At 42.3% G+C, this 26,381-nt stretch carries 24 protein-coding genes and 3 tRNA genes; 13 read left to right on the top strand and 14 right to left on the bottom strand.

The window, feature by feature from the left end:
• Positions 1-4 precede the first annotated feature (4 nt).
• The 5 genes from AB5062_RS03195 (at position 5) to cbiD (ending at position 7,492) form a co-directional block, all read left to right on the top strand.
• Positions 5-565 carry a flavin reductase family protein gene (locus AB5062_RS03195; RefSeq protein WP_005853288.1) on the top strand — a complete coding sequence of 187 codons (561 nt, stop codon included), beginning with the start codon at positions 5-7 and terminating at the stop codon, positions 563-565.
• 679 nt (positions 566-1,244) lie between these two features.
• On the top strand, positions 1,245-2,651 hold the full coding sequence (gene cobJ, locus AB5062_RS03190) for a precorrin-3B C(17)-methyltransferase (protein ID WP_012055538.1): 1,407 nt from the start codon (positions 1,245-1,247) through the stop codon (positions 2,649-2,651).
• Positions 2,652-2,655: 4 nt separating this feature from the next.
• Entirely contained in the window at positions 2,656-3,837 is a 1,182-nt protein-coding gene (locus AB5062_RS03185) for a bifunctional cobalt-precorrin-7 (C(5))-methyltransferase/cobalt-precorrin-6B (C(15))-methyltransferase (protein WP_032939128.1), read from the top strand.
• A 21-nt stretch (positions 3,838-3,858) separates the two neighbouring features.
• Positions 3,859-5,670: a precorrin-4 C(11)-methyltransferase gene (gene cobM / locus AB5062_RS03180; RefSeq protein WP_005853285.1), complete on the top strand. Its 1,812-nt coding sequence runs from the start codon at positions 3,859-3,861 to the stop codon at positions 5,668-5,670.
• Positions 5,671-5,695: 25 nt separating this feature from the next.
• Positions 5,696-7,492, top strand: a complete 1,797-nt coding sequence (gene cbiD, locus AB5062_RS03175) for a cobalt-precorrin-5B (C(1))-methyltransferase CbiD (RefSeq protein WP_012055536.1) — start codon at positions 5,696-5,698, stop codon at positions 7,490-7,492.
• Between the two features lie 21 nt (positions 7,493-7,513).
• Here the strand turns inward: cbiD and AB5062_RS03170 are convergent, their stop codons facing one another.
• From AB5062_RS03170 to AB5062_RS03160, 3 genes are read right to left on the bottom strand one after another with little or no spacing between them, the layout of a single operon-like run.
• Positions 7,514-8,533, bottom strand: a complete 1,020-nt coding sequence (locus tag AB5062_RS03170) for an ABC transporter ATP-binding protein (protein WP_012055535.1) — start codon at positions 8,531-8,533, stop codon at positions 7,514-7,516.
• Between the two features lie 2 nt (positions 8,534-8,535).
• Complete coding sequence (locus AB5062_RS03165) at positions 8,536-9,573, bottom strand: iron ABC transporter permease (RefSeq protein ID WP_008668681.1); 1,038 nt, start codon at positions 9,571-9,573, stop codon at positions 8,536-8,538.
• 11 nt (positions 9,574-9,584) lie between these two features.
• On the bottom strand, positions 9,585-10,736 hold the full coding sequence (locus tag AB5062_RS03160) for an ABC transporter substrate-binding protein (protein WP_012055534.1): 1,152 nt from the start codon (positions 10,734-10,736) through the stop codon (positions 9,585-9,587).
• Positions 10,737-10,839: 103 nt separating this feature from the next.
• Between AB5062_RS03160 and AB5062_RS03155 the strand changes: the two genes are divergently transcribed.
• Entirely contained in the window at positions 10,840-11,568 is a 729-nt protein-coding gene (locus AB5062_RS03155) for a precorrin-2 C(20)-methyltransferase (protein WP_012055533.1), read from the top strand.
• On the opposite strand, the gene AB5062_RS03150 is transcribed toward AB5062_RS03155, so the two are convergent.
• On the bottom strand, positions 11,531-11,944 hold the full coding sequence (locus AB5062_RS03150) for a hypothetical protein (protein ID WP_041174566.1): 414 nt from the start codon (positions 11,942-11,944) through the stop codon (positions 11,531-11,533). The two genes, AB5062_RS03155 and AB5062_RS03150, sit on opposite strands and share 38 nt — an antisense overlap.
• Positions 11,945-12,045: 101 nt before the next feature.
• Positions 12,046-13,485: a tagaturonate reductase gene (locus AB5062_RS03145; protein WP_005846561.1), complete on the bottom strand. Its 1,440-nt coding sequence runs from the start codon at positions 13,483-13,485 to the stop codon at positions 12,046-12,048.
• Positions 13,486-13,810: 325 nt separating this feature from the next.
• Here AB5062_RS03145 and uxaC point away from each other — a divergent pair, with 325 nt between their 5' ends.
• Complete coding sequence (gene uxaC / locus AB5062_RS03140; protein ID WP_005846562.1) at positions 13,811-15,217, top strand: glucuronate isomerase; 1,407 nt, start codon at positions 13,811-13,813, stop codon at positions 15,215-15,217.
• An 88-nt stretch (positions 15,218-15,305) separates the two neighbouring features.
• Here the strand turns inward: uxaC and AB5062_RS03135 are convergent, their stop codons facing one another.
• Positions 15,306-16,505 (bottom strand): peroxiredoxin, encoded by a 1,200-nt coding sequence (locus tag AB5062_RS03135; RefSeq protein WP_012055532.1) that lies wholly within the window; start codon positions 16,503-16,505, stop codon positions 15,306-15,308.
• 181 nt (positions 16,506-16,686) lie between these two features.
• On the opposite strand from AB5062_RS03135, the gene AB5062_RS03130 reads away from it, so the two are divergent.
• The 5 genes from AB5062_RS03130 to AB5062_RS03110 all read left to right on the top strand — a co-directional run bounded on the left by AB5062_RS03130 (position 16,687) and on the right by AB5062_RS03110 (position 18,957).
• Complete coding sequence (locus AB5062_RS03130; protein WP_005846569.1) at positions 16,687-17,649, top strand: winged helix-turn-helix domain-containing protein; 963 nt, start codon at positions 16,687-16,689, stop codon at positions 17,647-17,649.
• Positions 17,650-17,802: 153 nt separating this feature from the next.
• Positions 17,803-18,606, top strand: coding sequence for an MBL fold metallo-hydrolase (locus tag AB5062_RS03125; RefSeq protein WP_008668668.1), 804 nt, complete (start codon positions 17,803-17,805; stop codon positions 18,604-18,606).
• Between the two features lie 88 nt (positions 18,607-18,694).
• Positions 18,695-18,767: transfer RNA gene (locus AB5062_RS03120), tRNA-Lys, on the top strand.
• 24 nt (positions 18,768-18,791) lie between these two features.
• Positions 18,792-18,864: transfer RNA gene (locus AB5062_RS03115), tRNA-Lys, on the top strand.
• Positions 18,865-18,884: 20 nt separating this feature from the next.
• Positions 18,885-18,957: transfer RNA gene (locus tag AB5062_RS03110), tRNA-Lys, on the top strand.
• Between the two features lie 133 nt (positions 18,958-19,090).
• On the opposite strand, the gene AB5062_RS03105 is transcribed toward AB5062_RS03110, so the two are convergent.
• From AB5062_RS03105 to AB5062_RS03090, 4 genes are all read right to left on the bottom strand, one after another.
• Positions 19,091-19,309, bottom strand: a complete 219-nt coding sequence (locus tag AB5062_RS03105; protein ID WP_005846573.1) for a hypothetical protein — start codon at positions 19,307-19,309, stop codon at positions 19,091-19,093.
• A 461-nt stretch (positions 19,310-19,770) separates the two neighbouring features.
• A complete protein-coding gene (locus AB5062_RS03100) occupies positions 19,771-20,355 on the bottom strand; it encodes a hypothetical protein (protein ID WP_005846575.1) in 585 nt (194 codons plus the stop codon).
• Between the two features lie 52 nt (positions 20,356-20,407).
• Positions 20,408-20,656, bottom strand: coding sequence for a hypothetical protein (locus AB5062_RS03095; RefSeq protein ID WP_005846577.1), 249 nt, complete (start codon positions 20,654-20,656; stop codon positions 20,408-20,410).
• Positions 20,657-20,672: 16 nt separating this feature from the next.
• Entirely contained in the window at positions 20,673-22,997 is a 2,325-nt protein-coding gene (locus tag AB5062_RS03090) for a BamA/TamA family outer membrane protein (RefSeq protein ID WP_117616104.1), read from the bottom strand.
• 101 nt (positions 22,998-23,098) lie between these two features.
• On the opposite strand from AB5062_RS03090, the gene AB5062_RS03085 reads away from it, so the two are divergent.
• Positions 23,099-23,854 carry an RNA methyltransferase gene (locus tag AB5062_RS03085; protein WP_012055530.1) on the top strand — a complete coding sequence of 252 codons (756 nt, stop codon included), beginning with the start codon at positions 23,099-23,101 and terminating at the stop codon, positions 23,852-23,854.
• A 71-nt stretch (positions 23,855-23,925) separates the two neighbouring features.
• Here the strand turns inward: AB5062_RS03085 and AB5062_RS03080 are convergent, their stop codons facing one another.
• The 4 genes from AB5062_RS03080 to AB5062_RS03065 all read right to left on the bottom strand — a co-directional run bounded on the left by AB5062_RS03080 (position 23,926) and on the right by AB5062_RS03065 (position 26,371).
• Positions 23,926-24,249, bottom strand: a complete 324-nt coding sequence (locus AB5062_RS03080; RefSeq protein WP_005846585.1) for a hypothetical protein — start codon at positions 24,247-24,249, stop codon at positions 23,926-23,928.
• A 15-nt stretch (positions 24,250-24,264) separates the two neighbouring features.
• Positions 24,265-25,239 carry a DUF4296 domain-containing protein gene (locus AB5062_RS03075; protein ID WP_016270477.1) on the bottom strand — a complete coding sequence of 325 codons (975 nt, stop codon included), beginning with the start codon at positions 25,237-25,239 and terminating at the stop codon, positions 24,265-24,267.
• A 3-nt stretch (positions 25,240-25,242) separates the two neighbouring features.
• On the bottom strand, positions 25,243-25,881 hold the full coding sequence (locus AB5062_RS03070) for a lipoprotein signal peptidase (protein WP_005853257.1): 639 nt from the start codon (positions 25,879-25,881) through the stop codon (positions 25,243-25,245).
• Positions 25,882-25,990: 109 nt separating this feature from the next.
• Entirely contained in the window at positions 25,991-26,371 is a 381-nt protein-coding gene (locus AB5062_RS03065; RefSeq protein WP_005846592.1) for a TraR/DksA C4-type zinc finger protein, read from the bottom strand.
• Between the last annotated feature and the right edge of the window lie 10 nt (positions 26,372-26,381).

The following is a 26,381-nucleotide window of genomic DNA, read 5'->3' as shown; positions in this document are numbered from 1 at the left end:
TAGTATGAGAAAGAATTTAGGAGCAAAACCTTTTACCTATCCGCAACCGGTATTTATCATCGCCGCATACGATGAAAACGGTCTTCCCAATGCCATGAATGCGGCTTGGGGCGGTATCAGTGAAATGAATGAAATCAGTATTTGTATCAGCGAAGGTCACAAGACAACGGCCAACATCCTGAAACGCAAAGCATTCACAGTGAGCATGGCAGAAGCCGGGCAAATCATCGCTTGCGATTATGTAGGCATTGTTTCGGGCAACAAGGTTCCGGACAAATTCGCCCGTGCGGGATTCCATGCCACCCGGTCGGAATTTGTGGATGCCCCGCTGATTGATGAATTATCCGTAGCTGTGGAATGCAAGCTGAAGGATTACAATCCCGAAACCTGTATCCTGCGCGGCGAAATAGTCAATGTAAGTGTAGATGAACGTGTACTGGATCAGAATGGAAAAGTGGATGCCTCCAAAGTTATTCCCGTCATCTTCGACCCGTTCAATAATGATTATCTGAAAGTAGGAGAAAAAGTGGGTAATGCTTTCTCGGATGGCAAGGCCTTAAAATAACGGAATCCGATATGATACAAACAGCGGAGGCAGCTTCTTCCATACAGAACAAACTCCGGCAAGCCGATTCCTAAGCTCTCACATCCTTGTGACTAAGCCTTTTTGAACGAATGATTTCTATCTCCCAAGCTTGCGGAGTTAAATCCATAGCCTTTGGAGTTATCTCCATAAGCTTGGGAGTTAACTCCAAAGGCTATGGAGATAGAAATCATCCGTTTAAAAAGGGTTAAGTGCAGGAATAAAAAGGCTTAACCATCCCCATAGTGCCCCCCAATGATTCCGCCAACATTTTTTCTTCAAACTTATCTATCAGCAAATCTCTATAATTCTTAGTTCCTTTTTTAATTCTCACCGGCAATATCCTCTGCTTTGCCGACTTCCCGACTACGGCACATTCTGAATGATGCCTTATTCATTGTTAAGCCTGATAAAAAAAAGATTTCCATAATTTATAGAAAGAAAAGACTTGTTTCTCCCGCTCAAATAAGTAACTTTGTACGGTTAAGTTTGGCTCCTCATGCCAGCCACCACTTTCAGTCCGTCGATGTAAAAGCCTGAAAGCAAGATGAAGGAACTACTGTCAGGACAGCGCATTGTCATTCAGAGGATTATATTGGCTGAAAGCACTGAAGGAAACTTTTAAATCAGATTCCGGAAAGGAATAATTATATAATAAAAAATGAAAAAGGCCCAATTAATCGTAGCCGGCATTGGTCCCGGCTCACCCGAAGATATAACCCCCGCTGTAATACAAGCAGTCAAGAACAGCGATGTAGTAATCGGCTATAAATACTATTTCCAGTTTATCGAACCCTATCTGGAACCGGGCACCGAATGTATAGACACCGGAATGAAACGTGAAAAAGCACGTGCCGAACAGGCTTTCGAGCTGGCGGAACAGGGAAAGACTGTATGCGTTATCAGCTCGGGAGATGCCGGAATTTATGGCATGGCTCCGCTGGTTTACGAAATGAAACGCGAGCGTGGCAGCCGGGTGGAAATAGAAGTATTGCCGGGTATCAGTGCTTTTCAGAAAGCGGCTTCCCTGTTGGGAGCACCCATCGGTCACGATTTCTGCGTGATTTCCCTCTCCGACCTCATGACACCATGGGACCGGATTGAAAAACGCATCCATGCAGCCGCAACGGCAGATTTTGTAACGGCGGTCTATAATCCCAAAAGCGAAGGGCGGTATTGGCAACTCTACAGATTAAAAGAAATTTTTCTGAAAGAGCGTGACCCCGAAACCCCGGTAGGCTTTGTGCGTCAGGCCGGACGTAAGGAAGAAACCGTGACAATCACCACCTTGCAAGAGTTCGATCCCGAACAGGTGGATATGTTTACAGTGGTATTGATTGGCAACTCCCAGTCTTATCATCAGGAAGGGAAATTAATCACTCCACGTGGTTATTACCGGGAAAAGACCACCGATGCGACAGGAATCGGTCAGGAGATTATGATAAACAGTTTCCGTACTATTGAGAAAGAATTGAAAAATAAAAATATTCCTTCGGATCACAAATGGGCATTACTGCATGCCATCCATACCACAGCCGATTTCGAAATGGAAAACATATTGCATATAGATCCTCTTGCCGTAGAATGTCTGTATAAAATATTGAATGAAGGAAAAGTACGTACAATTATTACGGATGTGACGATGGCTGCCGCGGGCATCCGTAAAGGTGCTTTGGAACGGATGGGCATCGGGGTGAAATGCTATCTGGGTGACGAACGCGCGGCAGCATTGGCAAAAGAAAAAGGAATCACCCGTACACAGGCCGGTATACGTATGGCAGCAGAGGAACATCCGGAAGCTTTATATGTATTCGGTAATGCCCCTACAGCATTGATGGAACTGTGTGACCTGATACGGAAAGAAAAAGCGCATCCATGCGGCATCATCGCTGCTCCGGTGGGCTTTGTGCACGTTTGCGAAAGCAAACACATGGTGAAACCTTTCAGCCATATCCCCAAACTGATAGTAGAAGGACGCAAAGGGGGAAGCAATCTGGCAGCGACTCTGGTAAATGCCATCCTTACTTTTGATGATGCGGAACAACTGAAACCGGGAAGAGATGTATAAGTCCATGCAAACATTCTATATAATAGGTATAAGCGATGACCGGAATCAATTTCTTTCTCCTGAAATCCGGAACTTGGTTTCTCAAGGGAAAGTCTTCTCGGGAGGAAAACGTCATCACGAACTGGTACACGCTTATTTGCCGGAAGATGCCGTATGGATAGACATCACCGTCCCGCTGGATGCGGTATTCTGCCGTTACGAGGAACATTCCGAAATAATCGTTTTCGCTTCGGGCGACCCGTTGTTTTTCGGCTTCGCCAATACCGTCATGAGAAAACTCCCGTCGGCAAAGATTATCTTATTCCCCACCTTCAACTCGCTGCAAATGCTGGCACACCGTATATTGCTCCCCTATCAGGAGATGCAGACCTTGTCGCTGACCGGACGTCCTTGGGATGCATTCGACTCTGCTTTAATCAGAGGAGATAAACTGATAGGCGTGTTGACCGACCGGGAAAAGACACCTGCCACCATTGCCGCCCGGATGCTGGAGTATGGATATGACAACTACCGCATGACCGTGGGGGAAGCATTAGGCAATGGCGAGGAAGAATCTGTACGTACATTCTCTTTAGAGGAAGCCTCCCAATCTGCTTTCCGCTTTCCCAATTGCCTGATACTGCAAAGAAACAAGGTGCATCCCCGTCCGTTCGGAATTCCCGAAAGTGAGTTTCATCTGTTGAACGGACGCAACAGAATGATTACCAAAATGCCTGTCCGCTTGCTTACTCTCAGTATGCTGACATTAAGGGAAAAGAAATCATTCTGGGACATCGGTTTCTGCACCGGCTCTGTTTCCATAGAAGCCAAGCTCCAATTTCCGGAACTGAAAGTGACAGCATTCGAACAGCGTCCGGAAGGTAAAGAGTTAATGGCACGCAACAGTCGTAAATTCGGCACGCCCGGCATTACAACCGTCATGGGTGATTTTCTGGAAACGGAACTCGGCGGGCTTCCCGCCCCCGATGCCGTATTTATAGGTGGTCATGGAGGAAAAATGATAGAGATTCTACAAAAAATCAAAGAAGTGCTGTTGCCTGACGGAGTCATTGTATTCAATTCGGTTTCGGAAGAGAGCAAGGCCCTGTTCACAAAAGGTATAACGCAAATCAACAAGAAGGTAACACAGTGTACCCGTATTGCTGTGGATGCCTTTAATCCGATAGAGATAATGAGAGCGGAATAAATGATTTAAAACAGATAACAAATGAAAGCAATCATACTGATATCAGAAGCCAGCCTGCCGTTGGCAAAAACACTACAAAGAGAGTTGCCGGATACCCTTATTTATACCAAAAACGAATGCGAAGGCTGTATTTCCATCACATCCTGCCATCGGTTCATAGAGGAGCATTTCAATGACTTCGACAGCATCATCTTTATCGGTGCCATGGGAATCTGTGTACGCAGCATTGCAGGATGCATAAAAAACAAATATAAAGATCCGGCAGTGGTCTGTGTGGACAGTACGGGGCGCTTTGTCATTTCAGTACTTTCCGGGCATGTGGGGGGAGCCAATGAACTGACCCGCCATATTGCCGCCATTACAGGAGGAGAAGCTGTGATTACCACCCAAAGTGACAATGCCGGGTTATGGGCGCTGGACACGCTGGCTGGAAAATATGGCTGGAAAATAACTGTTCCTCATGCAGAAATGAACAGACTGGTCACACTTTTTGTCAACCGGGAACCAACGGCGCTGCTGCTCGATATAAAGGATAAAGGTACGGAGTATCTGGAACGCACGCTTCCCGCACACGTAAAAGTGTTCTATCATTTCGAAGACATGCCCCAATCGGAATTCAAGTTGATTATTGCTGTTACACCTTATATATATAGTGCGGAGATTCCCATGCTCTGCTTCCATCCCGCCGTCCTCCACTTGGGAATAGGTTGCCGGAAACAATGCGATCCTTCGGGCATTGCGGAATACATAGAAGCCGTGATGCACAGACATGGTTTGTGCCCGTTCTCTCTCGCCTCCCTCAATACCATCGAACTGAAAAAAGACGAGCCTCTGCTGGAAATCCTCCACCGGCGATGGGCCGATACGGAAACCCATATTTATCCTGCGGAAGAACTGAAAGATATCACAGTTCCCCATCCGTCTGAAAAGGCATTCGAAGTGACAGGCGTCTATGGAGTGGCCGAAAGCACAGCCTTGAAAAGCAGCGGTGAAGGAACACTTGTATTGGAAAAGCAAAAGGGCATGCTGACAGAAGGAAACCACTTCACTTTTGCCATAGCCGTCAGTGCGACAGCCATGCGTGGCGGACATATAGAGATAGTGGGTGCAGGTCCCGGTGATCCCGAACTGATTTCGGTACGCGGAAAACGAATGTTGGAGAAAGCGGATCTTGTTCTGTATGCCGGAAGTCTTGTTCCCCGCGAACTGACCTTTTATGCTAAAGAAGGAGCGACCGTACGCAGTTCCGCCGGTATGGATTTGGAGGAACAGTTCGCCTTGATGAAAGAGTTTTATGATAAAGGATTGTTTATTGTACGCTTGCACACGGGAGACCCTTGCATTTATGGAGCCATCCAGGAACAAATGGCTTTCTTCGACCGCTACAAGATGAGTTATCATATCACTCCGGGGATCTCCTCGTTCCAGGCGGCTGCGGCAGCATTGAGGTCACAGTTCACCATCCCCGAAAAAGTACAAAGCATAATCCTCACCCGTGGGGAAGGCCGTACTCCGATGCCCGAAAAAGAACAATTACATAAATTGGCGCAATCACAAAGTACAATGTGCATTTATTTAAGTGCGGGCATTGTGGAACAGGTACAGGAAGAGCTGATGCAGGCATATCCTCCCGAGACTCCGGTTGCCGCCTGTTATAAGCTGACTTGGAAAGAAGAAAAGATTTATCGCGGAGAGTTGAAGGATTTGGCTAAGATAGTACGTGACAATAACCTGACGCTGACTACCTTATTGGTAGTAGGCGAAGCGATAGACAACCGGAAAGGTCTGTCCCGGCTCTATGCGCACGAGTTCAAACACTTGTTCAGAAAGTAAAAAAAGAATCATTCACATCCAGCCTATGATACTGATTTTAGGAGGAACCACCGAAGGACGCACCGCCGTGAAAGTTGCCGATGAAGCCGGAAAGCCCTACTTCTACTCTACCAAAGGAGAATGGCAGGAGATACAATGCAAGCACGGCATCCGTATCACCGGAGGAATGGACACGGAGAAAATGGAAAGTTTCTGCCGCCAAAACAACATCCGTTTGTTGGTGGATGCTGCCCACCCGTTTGCCTCCCAACTCCACCGGACTGTGGATGAAACAAGCCGGACGCTACATCTTCCTGTCATACGTTTTGAAAGGAAGTATCCTCCACGCACCGAAAACATCATCTGGTGTGAAGACTATGCAGATGCCATTTACCGGTTAGAGAAAGCAGGAACCGATCACCTGCTGGCACTGACCGGAGTACAGACCATCGGGAAGTTACGCCCTTATTGGGAGAAACATACCTGTTGGTTCCGCGTACTGGAACGGGAAACTTCCATCACATTAGCCCAAGAACAAGGCTTCCCGAAAGGAAATCTGGTATTCTATCATGCCGGAGAATCCGAAACTCTTTTATTAGAGACACTACATCCACAGGCCATTCTGACCAAGGAAAGCGGAGAATCCGGAGGATTTTCGGAGAAAGTGAAAGCGGCACAGGCTGCAAAAATCCCGGTCTTTGCTATAAAACGCCCTCCCCTTCCCAGGCATTTCATGATCGTTACCGGTGAATATGGATTGAGAAAACAGATAGAAAAGAACATCCCTGCTTTTTACCCGTTGAGAAGCGGCTACACCACAGGGGCCTGCGCTACTGCAGCTGCAAAAGCAGCATTGACGGCTCTGATTTTAGGGGAAGAACAGAAAATGATATCCTTCCGCCTTCCCGATGACGAGGAAATGACCTTACCGGTAGCCCATACAGAAATAGAAAAGAACAGTGCCACCTGCACCGTTGTTAAAGATGCGGGAGATGATCCGGATGTCACTCACGGCGCATCCATTGTGGTAACGGTAAGTTTTAGCAATCACCCGGACATCCGTTTCCTGCAAGGTGAAGGAGTGGGACGAGTCACCCTTCCGGGGCTGGGATTGGAAATCGGGGAACCCGCCATCAATCGCATCCCCCGACAAATGATAATGAAAGAATTATCGGCGCTTTATGACAAAGGGCTGGATGTTACCATTTCCGTTCCCGGAGGAAAAGAGTTGGCACAACGTACTTTCAATCCTAAACTAGGAATTGTGGACGGCATTTCCATCATTGGAACTTCGGGCATAGTCCGTCCTTTTTCTTCAGAAGCTTTTGTCGAGGCTATCCGCAGGGAAGTGGAGGTTTGTGTGGCTGTGGGCTCATCCAGACTCATCATTAATTCGGGAGCAAAAAGCGAACGTTTTGTGAAGAAGGAGTATCCGGGATTACCTGCTCAGGCTTTTGTACATTATGGAAATTTTATAGGGGAGACACTCAAGATAGCTGCCAAGCTTAAGGTTCCATTGGTTACTTTAGGCATTATGATAGGCAAGGCGGTGAAACTGGCCGAAGGAAATCTGGACACACACAGTAAGAAAGTGGTGATGAATAAAGAATTCCTAAGGCAGGTGGCAATGGAAGCCGGATGCTCTCCGGATGTTGAAAGCATGATAGAAAGGTTGACATTAGCCCGTGAATTATGGACCTTGCTGTCTGAAGAAGACGGCGGAAAGTTCTTTCCGTGTTTGTTGGAACATTGTTTTGCGCATTGCGTCCCCTTATTGCCCGAAGGAAAATTGACAATCCTCTTGATTGATGAAGAAGGAAATATTCCTTTCAGGATACAATAACTGATTATTTAGACGCTGCTGCTAAACGGAAGCCAATATAGCAGTGACCTGTTCTAACAATTCCTCTATGGTATCTACCTTTATCGTCCTCCCGGCTACCGGGTGGATAATATATCCACTGGTAGTCATATCTCCCGTTTCAATATAAAAATCGGACTCAACACGCCGGCTTGCCAGAATACCATTCCGCTGCAAGGCTTTCCGTACCATCGCATACTTATTTCCATGTCCCACCAGACGGACTTCTTTTTCAAACTCATTGTCAATGCGGAACAGTCCGGTTTCCATATCAAAAACAATACCCTTACGGGAGAAAAAATTACTCAGGCATCCGTCTATGGAAAGATCTTCAGGAGTTCCTATAGTCACTCCATTGGCTTTATCCATCAGCCAAATCTTATCAGCAATCTGCAAAGCTAACTCTAAATCATGGGTGGAAAGAAAAATCGTCTTGTTGGTAGAACGTGACAAATGATGAAGCAATTGCATAATCTCCACTTTACTGGGGAAATCAAGAAAAGCAGTCGGCTCATCCAGAAAAATCACCGGGGTTTCCTGTGCCAACGCCTTTGCTATCATTACTTTCTGACGCTCACCGTCACTCAAAGTATGTACCATCCGGTATTTCAAATCCTCAATCCTTACCAGCTCAATGGTATCGTTTACTGTATTCTTGTCCTCCTTGCTTAAATTTCCCCAGAAACCGGTATAAGGACTGCGCCCCATACCCACCAGTTCTTCTACGGTCATGTTCCGCAGACTGCATTTTTCGGTCAATACCACTCCGATAACTGTCGCCAACTGTTTATCGGTGTAATCCGTCAGTTTCTTTCCCATTATTTCTATCTCTCCTCCTACAGGCGGCTGAAAGGCAGACAAAGTACGCAATAAAGTAGATTTCCCTACTCCATTCGCCCCCAAAAGACAAGTCAGTTCCCCACTGCGGATAGTAGCATCAATGTCCTTCGCTACAATCTTGGTTCCCCCCTTACCGGGATAACCGGTAGTCAGTTTCCGAATATGTATAGTTTCTTGATTCATCATTACTCATTCATTTCATTGCGACGTTTATTGAATAAAACCGACATCACTACCGGAGCACCTACCAAAGCCGTCACCGAATTTACCGGCAATGCACCTTCGAAACCGGGCATACGGGCAATCAGATTACATACCAATGCCAATGACGCACCTGCCAGTAAAGAAGCAGGCATCAGAATACGATGATCGGATGTGCGGAACATTCCCCTGCAAAGATGCGGAACGGCCAGCCCCAGAAAAATAATCGGGCCGCAATATGCGGTAACAATAGCTACCAATACTCCCGAACAAGTAATGACAAGCAGACGGGCACGTTTTATATTCAATCCGAGATTCCGTGCGTATGCATCTCCCAGCAGCAAAAGATTCAATGTTTTGACAAGCAGGAAGGAAAGTGGCAACAATACCACCATGATACATATAAATAAAGTCATCTGATCTCCCGATACACGGGCAAAACTTCCCAACCCCCAAATGACATATGCACGAATATCCTCCTCCACACTGAAAAATTTCAGCACACCGATCACCGCATTGGCTATGTAACCAATCATCACACCGATAATCAGCAAAGTAACATTGCCCCTTACTTTTTGGGAAACGAAAACAATAAGTGCCATAATGGAAAGTGAACCTGCAATAGCTGCTATGGTAAGGGCTATTTCCCCCATAAAGCCTAGCTTGCTCAAAGCAACACCACCCAAACTGCCCGAAAGAAGCACCACAAAAGCAACTCCCATACTGGCTCCCGAACTGATGCCCAGTACCGACGGACCGGCCAAAGGATTGCGGAAAACAGTCTGCATCTGTAAACCGCTGACAGAGAGCCCCGCCCCCGCCGCCAATGCGGTAAGCGCCTGTGGTACCCGTGATTTCCAAATAATATTTTGCCATATAACAGACTCATTCCCTGTTCCCCAAAGGATATTCCACACAGCACGAAGCGGTATGGAAACAGAACCTAATACCAGATTCAGGAAGAAAAACAGAAAAATAGAAGCCATAATTAACAGCATATAAAATGCAACAGGTCGTTTCATATACTATTTTCCTATTTAAGCAATTCATAATATCCCGGTTGGTGACCGGACAAAAGCTGCGGATGAAAGATTTGAATCAAATCTGCCAGAACAACTTCCGGTTCTGTAGGCATACTCTCATAAAAAGGTTTTTCACGCATGTTACAATAAATCACCCCTTTCTCTTTGTATGCTTTAAAATCAACATAACGGGCATCTTCCTCTTTCAACGTGTTATAAGAAAATTCTCCTTGATAGCTATTCACAATACGCCAATAATCGGCACCTGCCGCTTGGCTGTAAACTGTTTCAAAATCGAGGGTGACTCCTCCAGACTGTTCATCGTCTTTCAAAAAATAATCGGCACCGGCATCTTTAAACAATTGTGCGAGAAAACTCCTCCCTCCTACAGCATACCAATTGCCGCCCCGCAATTCTCCACTGAATACCACCGGGCGTTTTGTCACCCGACCGGTCAGTTCCTTCAGTTCGTTATATCTTTTCTTAATAGCGGCAAACTGCTTATTAGCTTTATCTTCTCTTCCCAATAACAAGCCCACAAACTTTATCCATTCAGCCTGTCCCAAAGGAGTCATTTCCTTATATCCCAAATGCGGCATCAAAGGAATGCCTACCTCTTTCAAAGCATCGTACCCCCCTCGTTTAAAAGGAGAGATCAAAATCAAATCCGGGTTTACACTCATAATCACCTCATTATCGAAATTCCCTTCAATACCTATCTTATGAATGCTTCCATCTTTCAAACGATCATTTATTTTCTTGTTAAACAAATGACGTGTACTAGTGATACCCACCACCGCATCCAGCTCTTCCAACTTGATAAAATTGGAAAGTTGCAGGGAAGTCATGCAGATAACGCTTCGTATGGGAGTTTCAATAACCGTATAATCCGCAGGTATGTTTTCCGCTTCCACACCTCTTGGCACCAAAGCATAATGAAAAGACTGACTTTCTTTATTCTGAGGGTCCTGAATGTCAAGCAGACAAGCCTGATCCGTATAGGTTATTTTAAACCCTTGGGCATATTCCGGAATAATCTTCACAATAGAAGAATCTGTCAATGTCTTATGCTCCAGATTCCCGGAGCCCTGTTTGTGCTTATTTTGGCAGGCTGTAACAGTCAATAATAACAAAAGGCCCGAAGCCCATATTAGTTTTTTCATGTTCTTTTCTGTTTTTCAGCCAACAAAGGTAATCAATTCTCTTGCTTTATACGGAATTTTTCAGCACTTTTGCGTGCTTAAAAACTGTAAATACCTACAAAAGATGAGTCATCCGATCTATTTTGTTTCTTTAGGACCCGGTGATGCCGAACTGATTACATTGAAATCATTGCATGCTTTACAGCAAGCAGACATAATATATTGTCCATCAACGGTTCGGGAACCAGACAAAATCTTGTCACGTGCCGCCACCCTGTTACATAAGCTAGGCATCAAAGGAGATATACACCTATTCTCGCTCCCGATGAGCAAAGACAGAACAAAAGCAATCAAAGTCTATCGGCAACTTTTCGAAGAAATGAGGCTGGAACAAAAAGCAGGAAAACGGTTGGCGGTAGCAGTAGAAGGCGATGCGGGAATTTACGCCTCCGTTCACTATGTACTGGATCTCCTCGAAGAAAATGGAATCCCCGTAGAGCAACTTCCCGGTATTCCTTCATTCATCGCTGCGGAAGCGGCCGCAAAACTACATCTCATCAGCCAAAAAGAAAGACTGGTCATTATTCCGGGCAATATTACTTCGGACGAACTGGACATGTATCTAAGCCATCATCATGTGCCGGTTATCATGAAATTATCTCAATGTGCAGACATAGTAAAGGATTACATGGAGTCCCACCCCCAATACAGTTATCATTATTTTGAAAATATATCGACAGCCGAAGAATATCATTCTTCCCATCAGGCGGAACTGAAAAGAAGAGTATTTCCTTATTTTTCCTTAATGATCATCTTTAACGAACAGACACGGAAGGACGATAGTGCAAAATAGCGTTCAGAATACCTTCAATATTTACATCATCTTTCTTGATAACTAAAAAATTGTGGTACATTCCTTCTTTCCGGTAACGGATCACAATCGACTTGAGTTTACCAGACTTTGTGTACTCCTTTTCTATCTCTGTGATGTTTTGCAAAGGAAAAACATGCCGAGGCTTCATCCCTCTTATAGCTAAGATAAAAGAATCAGGAGTAATAGTATAAACAGACAATAACCTTACCCCCGTTATCAACAGAGGAGGAGTCAGGACCAGCAAAGATGCATATCTTCCATGCGCTATAAAAAGGCATGTACACGCCACCAACATAATAGCAATAACTGCCCAAATCCATAAAGGATAGCCGGGTCTGAATTCTTGTTTTTCCATATGCCACATCTATCTTGTATAGATACAAAAATAGGGAGATTCAGTTTTATAACCAAATCTCCCTCAAGGAATTTATAAACTATTTCTAACAATTAATCTGATTAGAGAATACCCTTTACTGTTTCCAGCATACCCTTTTCTTGAATAGAGTCAAGATCAGCTTTTACTGCGGCGGTCAAACCCGGAATGTTGTTCAAGTTCTCACCCCAAATAGATTCTGCTGCCAACACGCCTTCCGCCACTTTCTGAGTGCAGCCTGTAGCCCAAAGTTCTTTCAGCAGATTCATGATTTCAGGAGCATCGTTCGGAACAATCTCAGCACCGTCAGCACGAACACCACCTTTATAATAAGTGATGATAGCCGCCAGTCCCAATACCAAGCCTTTAGGCAACTCACCCTTACGCTCCAGATAAACTTTCAAGCCCGGGAGGTCGCGAGTTTCATATTTAGGGAATGAATTCAGCATGATAGAAGTCACCTGGTGATCAACAAACGGATTGTTGAAACGCTCCAAAACATCTTCCGCAAACTTCTTCAATTCTTCTTTCGGCAGGTTCAGGGTTTCCATCAACTCATCGAACATAACTTTATGAATGTATTTACCTACCACTTCATGCTCGCAAGCCTCGCGCACAATGTTGATTCCAGACAGATAAGCTACCGGAGACAGCACTGTGTGAGGACCGTTCAGCAAAGTAACTTTTCTTTCGTGATAAGGAGCTTCAGACGGAACGAACAATACATTCAAACCGGCTTTGTCGGCAGGGAATTCCTTGGCGACCTCCTGCGGAGCTTCAATTACCCACAAATGGAAGATTTCTGCCTGTACCACCAGATTGTCATCATACTGCAATTTTTCTTTAATAGCAGCGATATCTTTGCGGGGGAATCCCGGCACAATACGGTCTACCAAAGTAGCATAGACACCACAAGCTTCCTCAAACCATTGCTTGAAGTCTTCACCCAAGTTCCACAAATCAATATATTGATAGATGGTTTCTTTCAGTTTATGGCCGTTCAGGAAAATCAATTCGCAAGGGAAAATTATCAAACCTTTGCTCTTGTCACCATTGAACGTTTTATAACGGTGATACAGCAACTGGGTCAGTTTGCCCGGATAAGATGAAGCAGGGGCATCATCCAGCTTGCAGGCAGGATCAAAAGCGATACCGGCCTCTGTCGTATTAGAGATAACGAAACGCATTTCCGGCTGTTCCGCCAATTTCATAAATTCATCATTCTGAGAATAAGGATTCAAGGCACGACTGATCACATCAATTTTTGTCAGGCTGTTTACCACCTGTCCTTTATCCAAACCCTGCAAGTTTACATGATACAGACAATCTTGTGCGTTCAACATGTCAACCATACCTTTTTCAATAGGTTGAACCACCACCACACTGCTGTTGAAATCAGTTTTTTCGTTCATGTTGTAGATAATCCAATCCACAAACGCACGCAGGAAGTTACCCTCACCAAATTGAATGATTCTTTCGGGACGTTGAGTCTTTGCTGCTGTCTCCTTGTTTAATGCTTTCATATTTTTAATTATATTATGTGTTTATCCATACCTGTACTTATTGAAGACGAATCAGATTTTATTGTGTACTCATAGTATTCATGCTTTCTTTTAAATGGTAATATATATTTAAGTTTTTATATATCATCATTGAACCAAGCATTTAAAATCTTTAAATCTTCGCCGCAAAGATACAAATAATTTTGTTATTCCAAATAAAATTTCTACTTTCGTGTTCGATAACGGTTAATAAATCTAAAGAGATGCTCTTTGACATCTTTTTTAGAATGAGTTTTTACTGAAAGTCAAAATAAACAACAATTATATAGATATAAAAAGACTACTTATGAAAAACTTTATGGATGAAAACTTCCTGCTTCAGACAGAAACTGCGCAGAAGTTGTATCATGAACATGCGGCTAAAATGCCTATTATCGATTACCACTGCCACCTGATTCCCCAGATGGTTGCTGATGACTATCAGTTTAAGTCACTGACAGAAATCTGGTTGGGTGGAGACCACTATAAATGGCGTGCCATGCGTACCAACGGTGTGGACGAACGTTATTGTACCGGTAAAGACACCACGGACTGGGAAAAATTTGAAAAATGGGCGGAAACAGTTCCTTATACCTTCCGCAACCCATTATACCATTGGACTCATTTGGAATTGAAAACCGCATTTGGAATCAATAAAGTATTGAATCCGAAAACTGCCCGCGAGATTTTTGATGAATGTAATGAAAAGCTTGCCAAACCGGAATACTCCGCACGAGGCATGATGCGTCGTTATCATGTGGAAACCGTTTGTACAACCGATGATCCGGTAGATTCATTGGAATATCACATCAAAACCCGTGAAAGCGGATTCGAAATTAAAATGCTTCCCACTTGGCGTCCGGACAAGGCGATGGCAGTAGAAGTTCCCGCTGATTTCCGTGCTTATATGGAAAAATTGTCTGCTGTAAGCGGTGTCACGATATCTTCTTTCGATGACATGGTGGCTGCTTTGCGGAAACGTCATGACTTCTTTGCTGAACAAGGTTGTAAATTGTCTGACCACGGAATTGAAGAGTTTTATGCTGAAGACTATACTGATGCTGAAATCAATGCTATATTTAATAAGGTATATGGTGGTACAGAACTGACCAAGGAAGAAATTCTGAAATTCAAATCAGCCATGCTGATCGTATTTGGGGAAATGGATTGGGAAAAAGGATGGACCCAGCAGTTCCACTATGGAGCAATCCGCAACAACAACACCAAGATGTTCAAACTTCTGGGACCTGATACCGGTTTCGATTCAATCGGTGAGTTTACCACCGCCAAAGCGATGGCTAAATTCCTTGACCGCCTGAATACAGAAGGAAAACTGACCAAAACTATCCTTTACAACTTGAATCCTTGCGCCAATGAAGTAATTGCCACCATGTTAGGCAACTTCCAGGATGGCACAATTCCAGGCAAGATTCAATTCGGTTCCGGATGGTGGTTCCTCGATCAGAAAGACGGTATGGAAAAGCAGATGAATGCACTGTCATTGTTAGGCTTGTTGAGCCGCTTCGTAGGTATGCTGACAGACTCTCGTTCATTCCTGTCTTATCCGCGTCACGAATATTTCCGCCGTACTTTGTGCAACTTGCTGGGTAATGATGTGGAAAACGGCGAAATCCCTGCTTGCGAAATAGAACGCGTCAATCAGATGGTGGAAGATATCTGCTATAATAATGCCAAGAAGTTCTTCCAATTCTGACAACCGTCAGAATGCTGAATATAAATAAATGAGGATGGAACAAATGTGTCTGCAAAAGTTTTCACTTTTTGTTCCATCCTCATTCCAGTCATAGCAATTCTTCTATAGTCTCCGTTATTTCCTTGTCGGTTTTTCCCATGCCATATCCTCGGATGACTTTCCGTATAATCCGTTCTTTATCCAAAATAAAAAAGTACGGAGCTGCCCCACCCGTCCGGTAATCTTCTATCACTTTATCATCTCCATCCAAAAACATATAATTCAATTCCTTTCTCTTTGCATAATTCTGAAGTGAATGCATCCGGCTCCAACTTTCAATGGCTACCAATTCAAAATCTTCTTCTTGGTACTTTCTTTTCAGTTCTTTCAGAAAAGGGATAGAAGCCTGGCAAGCTCCACAGCCTATTCCTGTTATATTTACCAAGATGACCTTACTTTTCAAATCACTCAATGACACGGGACGCTCCTTTATATCATTCAATGTCCATTCTGGTGCTTTCTTACCCGTCAGATTAGCGGCCATATTCCTGGAAGGAGCGCCATAATCATATTTTTTTGTTTCATAACCTTGCGGAACATAATCGAAAACATCAAACCTGTCAATTGTTTCTTTGTTTATTTCCACATTACAGCAAGTTTCCACCGATATATTATGGGACATCGCTCTCCGTTTCTTATAAGGCAAACCATTCGACTTGTGAATCCACAGTTCATAAATAGAGGTCGGCTCTACATAAAAAGGAGGTGGAGGCATGTGATAAGCTTTACCAAAGAACTCCACTTGTGTATCTTCGTTTATGACAAGTTTAAAATGAAAATAATCCCCACAATCTTCCAATGTGGTAACTATGCTGTCTTCTGTTTCCAAAGTATACCTGACAATATTCTTGCAATAATTAAAGAAAGGTGGGGTCAACGGTCTGAAAGGTAACGGTCTGGTGGTAAAATTATCGATTTTTATTTCCTTGACAGCATGATTCACCAACACACGTACTTCACCATTATAACCGAATTGGAACTCTTTACCATCATCTGTTCCCAAATTCACAAAACTTGCCCCTATCGTAGAATCAGCCGGATTATCGAACTCTTTCACCATATATTTTCTAATACTGGAAGGAATTGTATCACCAGGATTCCAGACTTCGCCCTCTACTTTATACGTTGCTGACTTAATCTGCTCTAAATTATCCAACACCTTTTTCAAATACTCTCTCTTGTCATCTTGGCCATTCACCACATATACCGGCAATAACAAGAGAAAAAATAAAACAGCTTTTGTTCTCATACGTTTCTTGCTTTTATTGATTCGCAAAATATTTTGCTGACGCAAAGAAGAAGAAAAGCCTGTATCTCTGCAAAATATTTATCTGAACTCTTTCTGAATTTTCTCCTTTTTCAGAAAAAGATCAGATAAAACACCTGTTTTTTCCTTAACGTTATTTACTTTTGCATTCAAAATTCATACGATGAAAAGGGCAAAAACACACATTATCTTATTTATGGCAGTCACCATCACCGTTCTATATACTGTTTATATCGCTTTTCATAATAGTGCCGAACGAGTGAATACCCAAATAGACCACGCTTTCAAATCCGCCATTACGGAAGATTACAATGAAAGACTTGCCTACATCAGCTATTATCATCCCGAACCTACAAACTGGGATATAAAAATGTATACTATCGCTCCCAGCCTACACCAAAAAGTAAAAAGCTACACCATAAGAACCAGACAAGGAAAAACAATCTATACCTTTAAAGACAGTCTGGACGAGCAGACCGCCAAACGTATGCTGAACCAATACATTCTATCCCAACTAAAACCCATAAAGCCCGATGAGTTAAATGCAACCTTTAGAAAAATATTATCCGATCATGGCATAACCGGCAGGACCGGAACTATTTATTATAACAAATCCATTTCCCAACACAGCGACCAAAGTTCTGCAATTCCCCGAACGGCATACAATACTCCCCGATACATAGTAGATATCACCCAGAACATCAAGGTACAAGCATGGGTAAATTATGACTTCAAAACTATTTTACGACACATAGACAACACACTCTTTTGGCTCATCGGACAATTGATGATTCTTATTTTCATACTCATTTTTCTTAAAAAGGAAAAGGATACTCAAACACTCCTTACCCGTATGAACATAGACATGGAGAAACAAGAGTTGTATATAGGAAACAAAAAGTGCAACATTCAGAAATTAGACCTCACTTTACTAAATATGCTTTATGAAAGAGCAGGAACTTGCGTAAGCCGTGAAGAAATAAAAAAGAGTTTCTGGCCTACGGATGATAATGCCAATGAAAAAATAGATGCACACATCAAATCAATCCGGAAAGTTTTAAAAGAATTCCAAGAATATAAATTAATAACAGTCAGAGGAAAGGGTTATTATCTACGTATTCCATAATCCAGATTCCAGGCATTCTTTTAAAACAATATCCGCTAAATCATCTTTCCGAAAAAGCCTGTTTCTATTTTATTTCCTCCTTTTTTTATGTATATTTGCGGCTCTTTTAACACAAAAAACGTGGGGATTCACTAGAATTGGGAGAGCAACAAAATGAAAATCAAATTTATAAGTCTCGCAAGCGGAAGTAGCGGCAACTGCTATTTTCTCGGAACAGACAGATATGGCATATTGGTGGATGCAGGCATTGGCATCCGTACAATAAAAAAAACATTAAAAGAACTTGGAATCGGACTGGATATCATCCGGGCAGTATTCATAACACACGATCATGCCGACCACATCAAAGCAGTAGGGCATTTAGGAGAGAAATTTGGAATTCCTGTTTACTCCACTCCGGAAGTACATGCAGGAATCAACAAAAGTTATTGCATGACCGAGAAATTATCGACCTGCGTACACTATCTGCACAAAGGTGAGACAATGGAATTGGAAGATTTCACGATTACAGCTTTTGAAGTGCCTCACGACGGAACTGACAATGTAGGCTATTGCATGAATATAGACGGTAAAATATTTTCTTTCCTTACTGACTTGGGGCACATCACCCCCACTGCCGCCGAATATATATGTAAAGCAAACTATTTGGTATTGGAAGCGAATTACGATGAAGAGATGTTGAAAATGGGACCTTATCCCCAATATTTAAAAGAACGTATTGCCGGGCCTAATGGACATATGAGTAACCGCGAAACCGCCGATTTTTTGGCAGAAAATATCAATGAAAGTCTTAAATACATTTGGCTTTGTCATCTTAGCAAAGACAACAACCACCCCGAACTGGCATACAAGACAGTAGAACTCTCACTACGAAACAAAGGGATTATCGTCGGCAAAGATGTGCAAGTCATTGCTTTAAAGCGGAATACACCTTCAGATGTTTATGAGTTTGAATAAATTTCGATGAAAAGGTAAAAAAATGGTGCAAAATGTTGGATGTTTAAAAGAAAACACCTACCTTTGCAACCGCAAATCAGAAATGAATGCACTCTTAGCTCAGTTGGTAGAGCAACTGACTCTTAATCAGTGGGTCCAGGGTTCGAATCCCTGAGGGTGTACGAAAGAAAAACAGTTTGTAATTTGCACTCTTAGCTCAGCTGGTAGAGCAATTGACTCTTAATCAATGGGTCCAGGGTTCGAGTCCCTGAGGGTGTACAAAAAATGGTTTGCATTTTGCACTCTTAGCTCAGTTGGTAGAGCAACTGACTCTTAATCAGTGGGTCCAGGGTTCGAATCCCTGAGGGTGTACAAAAGGAGTAACTTCGGTTATTCCTTTTTTTATAAGCCCGTCAAATAAAAGCGGCTACCCCTCCCGGGCCGCCGCTTTAAAATACAAATGAGCGTACAGCCATTAATGACTGCACAAGGAAAATCAGTTATCTTATATTTTTAATAATTCGCTAATTCTGCTCAAAACTCCCATATCCAAATCCTTTAACTCAATAACATTTAGTGTATCTGTAACATAAAGGTCATTGCCTAAAAATAAATATTTTGCATGAAATATCCTATTATTATAAAAGAAATCCAAAGCTATCTCCCTATCATTCTTTTTATTGCATAATTCTTTAATTCTATTTATAACATACGATTTTTCCATAACAAATAATATTACAGTACTTTTTTACAATTAATCTGCTACAAAGATAAAAAACCCCTTATTAAACTTCACATTATTTATAGAAAAGTTATGTGAAAGTTATTAACAATTTTATTATATTCAAGCTATTAAATGAACAATTAAAACAATATCAGTGATCCATCCGAGTTCTATTTATCCCATATACCTACCTTCTGTTTTTTTCCATCATTATAGCACAAGCTTAAACAATAAAATCCACAAGCAAGCATCTCCTACCGGAATGTCAAGTTTCTCCAAAGGGGAAACGTATAAAAGATGTATCTAAAAATAGTTCCTGAACAGGCTGAAAATAGTTAAGAGAGAAAAATCAAGAAGATTGGAAATGAAATAGCTTCCTCAACAACAAAGCAGAGAACAACAAGGATTTAATTTACATAATACAATCCAGACAGGCAGCCTTCCGGCTGCCTGTTATACTTCTATTTATCTTTAACATTTCCCTTTATAGGGGTCAGGGTTATTTTAGCCCCTTCAACTATCGGAGTTAATATATCAAAAATAACCTGTTTGTATTCAGATAAAGCAATACTCAATAATAGCTCCTCTTTTCTTATCTTATCCGCCAAAGCATTATTATCCTTTTTATATGATTGATCCTGCATATACAGCCGGTAAGTCTTATAGTTCTCATAAAATGCGGAAATAGACCGGAACAAGCGGCCATAATTTTCCTTCAGATTCTGACGATCATTCTCACTGAAGTAATTTCCCGGATTAGAAACAAACACTGTATCTTGAACAGAAACCACAGGCTGTGATACCACAGGCAGAGAATCTACCGGCATCTTCTGATCCAAATAGCCCAGCACCGCTTTTATCTCATTCTCATTAACTAAGTCTTTCAAGATTTTCAATGAGGTATCATAATACTTCATCACTTCATTCGCATTTTCCACACTCATGCTACTGCTATCCATAACGTGACTACTCTTGGAGCCACCGGAACAAGAGGATATGGAGAGGGCGCAAAGAAACACACCATACAATAATAAATTCTTCTTCATACTGCCAGTATTAAATTATAATACCTTGATAACAATATGAAATGATAATTGCTCACGCTCCTGTCCCGTTTTTTTCCAAATTGCTCTTAATTTTCTCTAACAAATAAAGGCATCCCTGCATTTTGGGATTTTCGTAGCATACATAGGCCTGTTCAAACAGCATATCTACCGTATCCTTTAAATTAGGAGTAAAAGCAGCCTTATCTATCTGCATTGTTGGGGGAAGTTCCTGAGAATCAAACCATTTTTTCAACTCATTAACCTCTTCTTGAGTATATGTTCTCTTTCTTTCTTTTATCATATTATATATATTTTCTTTAAAATGGATAACCTACTGCAAAGTGAAAAGCAAAATCACGGCTAAAGCGTGGTCGGATAACAGGATATCGCTTTTTACCTGTTTCCACAGGATTTATGGCCTTCATGCCACCGTCAAAACGCAAAATCAAATAATCCAGATCAAGGCGGATTCCCAAACCGTATGCTACAGCTATCTGTTTATAAAACTCGTTAAATTTGAACAAACCACCTTCCTGTCCGGAGTCATCACGAATAGTCCAGATATTACCGGCATCCACAAAAGCCGCTCCATTCAATTTCCAAAACAAATGAGTACGATATTCTATATTCAAGTCCAATTTAATATCACCAGCCTGGTTGATAAAGTCCATTCTCCCATCCTCACTACCTTTATAAACACCAGGTCCTAAAGAACGTACAGACCACCCACGTACACTGTTCGCGCCACCGGAAAAATACCTCTTTTCAAAAGGAAGCATTTTAGAGTTACCATACGGATAAGCCACCCCCACTCCTATATGAAACACAAATGAGTTACGCGGATCTATCATGAAATTCTTTGCAAAATCAAAATCTGCTTTCACATATTGAGCAAAAGGAATATTCGCCAGCACATAATCTTCTCCATCTTTCGGATTAGGGTGAACCAATTTGGAAGCAGCATACAGTAAATTACCAGCCTCTTCAATATTGGCACGAATAGAATAGGAATTTTTAGTAGGTGTACGCATCATGGCGTTTCCTGCACTGTTATAGGTAAAGCTGTACCCTGTACGCACAACAAGCTGATTTTCATAACTGGCTTTCAAAGCTGAATTCCTCAGACTCATGCTGTCCAAATATTCCTGAAAAGCCGATGACTTTCTAGGCATATATACATAATTGACATCTACCAAATCCAAACGGTGTTGCATACGTTTCCTGTCAGTCCATTTATAACTCCATGAAGCAGAAGCCAGTGTACGCGAAAATTCCGGACGAACTTGCGATGTGAACTTTAAGCCGACCTCTGAAGTCGCTCTAATTTTCTTTTTAAAATTCGATGATAGAAAAGGAAACATGAACTGAGGGAAATTCAAGCTGCTTTCTACCCCATACTCCATGTAATTATCATTCACATAATCCTGTGAAGCCACCCCCAATCCCGTAATGGCCTCATAAGCGCCACGCACTTTCATCATAAAGGTTTCGGAACCTTTGAATACATTGCGGTGCTGAAAAGAAACCGAGGCAGCCGCTCCCAAGTCACCAGCCGAATTAGTTCCTTCTACTTCAAACGCCATGGATTTATTTTTGTTCTTCGCCAAAAATACGTATGCGTCCAGTTGCGTACCATTTTCTCCATTCACTTCACGAAAACGAATATTAGAGTATTTCAAGGCACGCAAACGCCCCAGATTGGAATAGGTGTTTTGCACATCCTGTTCACTATACAGTTCTCCCGGACGGATACGATTGAAATCAACCAACACTTGCGGACGGAGAAAAGCCTTTCCCTTGTAATACATACTATATCCTTTGTATCGCAAAGAATCAAATTCTTCCAAAGTACCTTCCTGTACCGACATGATTTCATCATCCGCCAGAAAATTCACTCCTCCCACCTTGTATTGTCTATGCTTCTGCGGCAAATCTTCTTTTCTACGCTGATAAGGAAGTAATCTTAAAGTCAAGTCCACCAAATAGGTATTTCTAGCCGTATCCGCCTGATAGACCAAAAAATCCTTGTTGAACTTATAATAACCCTTATTCTGCAATAATTTGGTAATCCGCTGCCGTTCAGCATCCAGCACATTCACATCAAACAGCATACCGGGCGCCAACAAACTTTGGGCAGAATCCTGCCGCATGTAGTCACTGATAACCAAATCATCTATATCATACACCACATGACGTACCTTATAAGGATGCCCGGCATGAATACGGTAAGCCAATTTCAATTTGTTCTTCCTCGTTTTTTTATCCAGGTGCACAGTAGCCCCCATATACCCCATATTACGTACCGCTTTCTCTATTTCCTCCTGGGATTTCAGGGCAACAGATTCATCATAGATTACCGGAGCATCACCAATCTTCCTAAAAAAACGATTAATCCATTTAGTGGAGTCCACGCCTGAGACGCAATAAGTACGCATAGGTATCTTAACCAAATTGAACCATTTGGCATTAGGATTCTGACGAATATATGAATTGAATAGTGACGGCTTCACCTCCTTCGTTTCAGATACAATCCTGACCTCATCCAATAAATATTTATCCTCAGGAATAAATTTACTGACCGAACACGAGGTGCATAGTGCTATAATAAATGTGCATATATATGGGCGTGCGCTTTTCTTCATACAAATCCGTAACCTTCGCAAATTTATCTACAAAGATAGATATTAATTGAAAATATCTTCTTAGCTTTGCTCCAAATATTTGTTATTAAATAGAAATTATCATGCTGAGCAAAAACAAAATAAAATATATCCGTTCGTTGGAACTGAAAAAAAAACGCAAAGAAGAACAAGTTTTTGTGGCCGAAGGGCATAAATTGGTAGGCGATTTATTGGGACACTTCCCTTGCAAGTTACTGATTGCCACTTCCAATTGGCTGAAAATGAACCACTCTGCCACGGCCAACGAAATTATTGAAGTAACACAAGAAGAGTTGTCACGTGCCAGTCTTCAAAAGACGCCCCAAGAGGTATTGGCCGTTTTTGTACAACCTTCTTATGATTTAAATCCGGAAGTTATTAAAAGTTCTCTATGCCTGGCGCTGGACGATGTACAAGACCCAGGGAATCTGGGAACCATTATCCGCTTGGCAGACTGGTTTGGCATTGAACATATCTTCTGCTCGACAGGAACAGCAGATGTGTATAATCCCAAAACCGTACAGGCAACCATGGGGGCATTGGCAAGAGTAAAAGTTCATTACTGTTCTTTACCACAGCTTATTGAAAGCCTGACCGATATTCCTGTATACGGCACCTTTTTAAACGGGAACATTATTTATACAGAATCCCTGTCGGCCCATGGATTGATTGTCATGGGAAATGAAGGAAAAGGAGTAAGCCCTGAAGTAGAGAAACTGATAAACAAGAAGTTATATATTCCCAATTATCCTCAAGAACGGGAAACCTCCGAATCATTGAATGTGGCAATTGCCACAGCAGTGGTTTGCTCGGAGTTCAGAAGACGTTTATTGCCTTAAAATTCATATTTCCATCGGTATATGTAACAATTTCTGAATGGGAAATACTATAACGCTACCCTAAGCATATATTATAAACGTACCAGTCTGCTTCCCGTTGTAAACTCCTTTCCCGGCAAATCAAAATCAGCTATATGCCATGCATATACAGGCTGTTCACATCCTGTTTCCAGCATGGCACGGTGCAGGAAATCAGCAAACTTCTCTCCGGAACAAATCTCCAGCCCATACATCGGAGAAATAATAATCACTCCGCCTATCCATTGTGTCGCACTAAGCTCCTCCTTCAATGGAAAATATGCACGCACTCTACCGCTGTCTTCCAACTCCACTACATATTTAGAATAACAGCCATCCGCCGAAACATAAAGATAATGACAAGCAAAACGTCTCATACCCACAAAAGATAATTAATTTCTGCGCTTGATTCTCTGAGGACGATCTGAGTGAGAATGATCTGCCGCATTATTCTCCTTCATTTCACGTGGATTCATACGGACGGGAACATTTTTCCTGATATCCACCGATTGAATCGAATCTGCTTTCTTCTCTGTTACCACCGAATCAGTTCCAACACGCTGTTCCACAGCCAAACTATCTTTTCCGGCAACTGTCATTGTATCTACCGGTTCATGATAACGGGTCAAAGCAATATTATTGATAATCAGTCCCGGCTTATTCGTTGACGAATCACTATCCATATAGTAAATAAATCCGCTCACACTCTTGATGGCAAAAGCAGAATCAGGCTTTATATACAAAGTCTGCACACCGGAACACGTGATATCCTTCACACGCCCCACCACAGAATCATTATCAAACAAAATATTGAACCCCATAGTGGCTCTCCGTTCCCCTTCCGAAAGGAATATATAATCAGCAGACCACAGGAAAGCATCCTTTGCTTTGAAATTACTATCGGCGGGAATCTCAAAAGTCACCTTATTCGCCAACGGAACATCTGTCAGCCAATAAAGCTTACGGTCATACCATACATCCACAGTATCTCCCGGCAACGATGCAGCCGGTTTATCCTCACGCAACGCCAGCAACTCCTGCATGCGTTTTTTCTCACTGCGGAAGCGTTCCCCCACCTTTTTATAAAGACCGGCAAGTTCCTCCGTGTGACGTGTGTACCACACCATGGACGAATCGAAATCAGCTTCAGTAATATGATACTTCTCGAAGACATAATTCTTATACGCCTCCTTTTGATAATTATCAGAATAACTCAGATTATTGCCCATGGAGATACTTAAATGATAATCGTACAAGATATTCTCCATCCTGTCCGGCTGGATAATATCTTCAGGCACTTGCTTGCCACACCCCACCATAAAAGCCGCACCCAGCAGCCACACCCAAGTAATATTCCTGCGACGCATCATTTATTCTTTAATTTCTTCTGCTGACGGGTGAATATTCTTATTCAGATACTTACCGTAAAATAACAACAACGCCACAATACCGCAACTGATGGCAGCATCGGCAAAATTAAATATCGGACTGAAAAATATGAAATGTTCCCCTCCTATTCCCGGTATCCATTCGGGCCAGTTGGTTTCAATAATGGGAAAATAGAACATATCCACCACCTTACCATGCAACCATTCCGAATACCCTTCACCTACCGGAACAAAAGAAGCGATGGTACTATGAGTACTTTCATTAAAAACAACGCCATAGAACACACTGTCTATAATATTACCGATAGCCCCTGCCAAAATTAAAGAGATACATACAATATAACCAGTCTTATAATTCTGTTTCACTATTTTTGCCAGATACCAGATAATCAATCCCACAGCTACAATACGGAAGGTAGTAAGGAATAACTTTCCGAATATTTCCATACCGAAAGCCATGCCGTTATTTTCTGTAAAATAGATATAAAACCAATCTGTTATGCGGATACTCTCATGCCAGTACATATTGGTCTTTACCAATATCTTTATTATCTGGTCGATAATCAGAACTGCAAAGACGATAAGAACAGAGAGCTGCCCTTTGGTGAGTAGTTTCTTCATTTATTAAATTGAAAATTAATTAATGGTTAATGATTAGCCGTTAGCGGTTAATACTGTAACATGACAGTGAAACTCATTAACTATTAATCACTAACCATTAACCACTATTTTATTTCTTTCCTTCGTTCTTTGCCTCAATGCTCAGTGTTGCATGAGGTACTGCACGAAGCCTTTCCTTCGGAATCAACTTGCCGGTTTCACGGCAAATACCATAAGTTTTGTTCTCGATACGTACCAATGCCGCCTGCAACCCCTGAATAAACTTCAGCTGACGTGCCGCCAACCGGGTCGTTTCTTCTTTAGACAATGTATTAGCACCTTCTTCCAAAACTTTATAAGTAGGAGAAGTATCGTCCGTATCATTACCGTCCTTATTCATGATACTACTTTTCAGTCTATCATAGTCACGCTGAGCCAATTCCAGTTTTTCCATGATAATGGCACGGAATTCCTCCAGTTCCGCATCTGAATATCTAGTTTTTTCAGCCATATAACTTAGT

Origin of the sequence: Phocaeicola sp. RTP21359st1_B8_RTP21360_211022, assembly GCF_040911965.1 — a bacterium.
Classification (GTDB): Bacteria; Bacteroidota; Bacteroidia; order Bacteroidales; family Bacteroidaceae; genus Phocaeicola; species Phocaeicola vulgatus.
This window is presented reverse-complemented; position numbering and strand designations above follow the sequence as displayed.